Origin of the sequence: Amycolatopsis sp. NPDC005232 (genome assembly GCF_040607795.1) — a bacterium.
GTDB lineage: Bacteria > Actinomycetota > Actinomycetes > Mycobacteriales > Pseudonocardiaceae > Amycolatopsis.
Map to the genome: position 1 here is coordinate 1 of NZ_JBEXHL010000089.1, position 1,342 is coordinate 1,342.

Annotated in this window: 1 protein-coding gene; it reads left to right on the forward strand. The window is 66.2% G+C overall.

Going from position 1 to position 1,342, the window contains the following annotated elements; translation table 11 throughout:
- The first annotated feature begins 94 nt into the window (after positions 1 to 94).
- Positions 95 to 1,315, forward strand: coding sequence for an ISAs1 family transposase (locus ABZU76_RS51565; protein WP_354885874.1), 1,221 nt, complete (start codon positions 95 to 97; stop codon positions 1,313 to 1,315).
- Positions 1,316 to 1,342 lie beyond the last annotated feature (27 nt).

The following is a 1,342-nucleotide window of genomic DNA, read 5'->3' on the forward strand; positions in this document are numbered from 1 at the left end:
CAGGGTTCCGGCAAAGTCTTTGGGCCTGGTTGTAGGGCGGGCACGGTCTCTGTTGATCATGTGATTGTCGAAGTCCCATGATCGTGAGAGAGCCGTGCCCGCTGTGTCATCGTGCCTGATCCCGGCTGTGTTTGATCGTTTGACCCCGTTGCCTGACGTTGACAGCGATCGGTCGTGGGTCGCTGACCTGCGGAAATATCTGGCAAAGGTGCCGGATCCGCGGCATCGGCGGGGTGTGCGCCATTCGATCGGGTCGATCCTCGCGATCGCGGCGGCGGCGGTAGCGGCGGGAGCTCGGTCGTTCACCGCGATCGGGGAATGGGCCGCCGACGCACCCCAACATGTGCTGGCAATGCTGGGAACACGGTTCGATGCCCGCGCAGGCCGATATGTGGCCCCGGACGAAGCCACCGTCCGGCGGGTCGCCAACCGCGTCGACGGTGACCTCCTCGATGACGTGATCAGCGCCTGGCTGACCGAACACGATCCCGCCGAGCCCGATCCCGACACGCTCCCGCCGGCGATCGCGGTGGACGGGAAATCCCTGCGCGGCACCTTCGCCCGCACTGGCGGCGCCGGAGTGCACCTGCTCGCCGCGATCACCCACGAGCGGGCAACGGTTGTCGGGCAGCGCCAAGTCCCGGCCGGCAGCAGCGAAATCACCTGGTTTCCACGGCTTCTAGACACCATCGACCTCACCGGTCGGGTCGTCACCGCCGACGCCCTGCACACCACCGCCGCTCATGCCCGCTACCTGCATTCCCGCGGCGCCTACTACGTGTTCACCGTCAAACAGAACCAGCAACGCCTCTACAGCCTGCTCGACACCCTGCCCTGGCACGACATCCCCACCCATGTCACCGAAAACCGTGGCCACGGGCGCACCGAACGCCGCACCACCCAGCTCGCACCCCTGGGCGACTTCCTCGACTATCCCGCGATCGATTTTCCCCACGCCACGAACGCGTTCCTCATCGAGCGCTACACCACCCACCACACCAGCGGCAAACACACCGCCCACGCCGCCCTGGGCATCACCAACACCACCGGCCCCTGGGCTCATCCCGCCCACATCAGCCACTACGTCCGCAACCACTGGCACATCGAAAACAAACTCCACTGGATCCGCGACGTCACCTACACCGAAGACGCATCCCGCACCCGCACCGGCACCGCACCCCGCGTCATGGCCACCCTGCGCAACCTCACCACCAGCGCCCTGCGCCACACCGGCTGGACCAACATCGCCGCCGGACTACGCCACATGACCCGAGACACCACCCGACCACTCACCCTGCTCGGCATCCACCCCTAAAACACCAACGACTTTGCCGGAACCCTG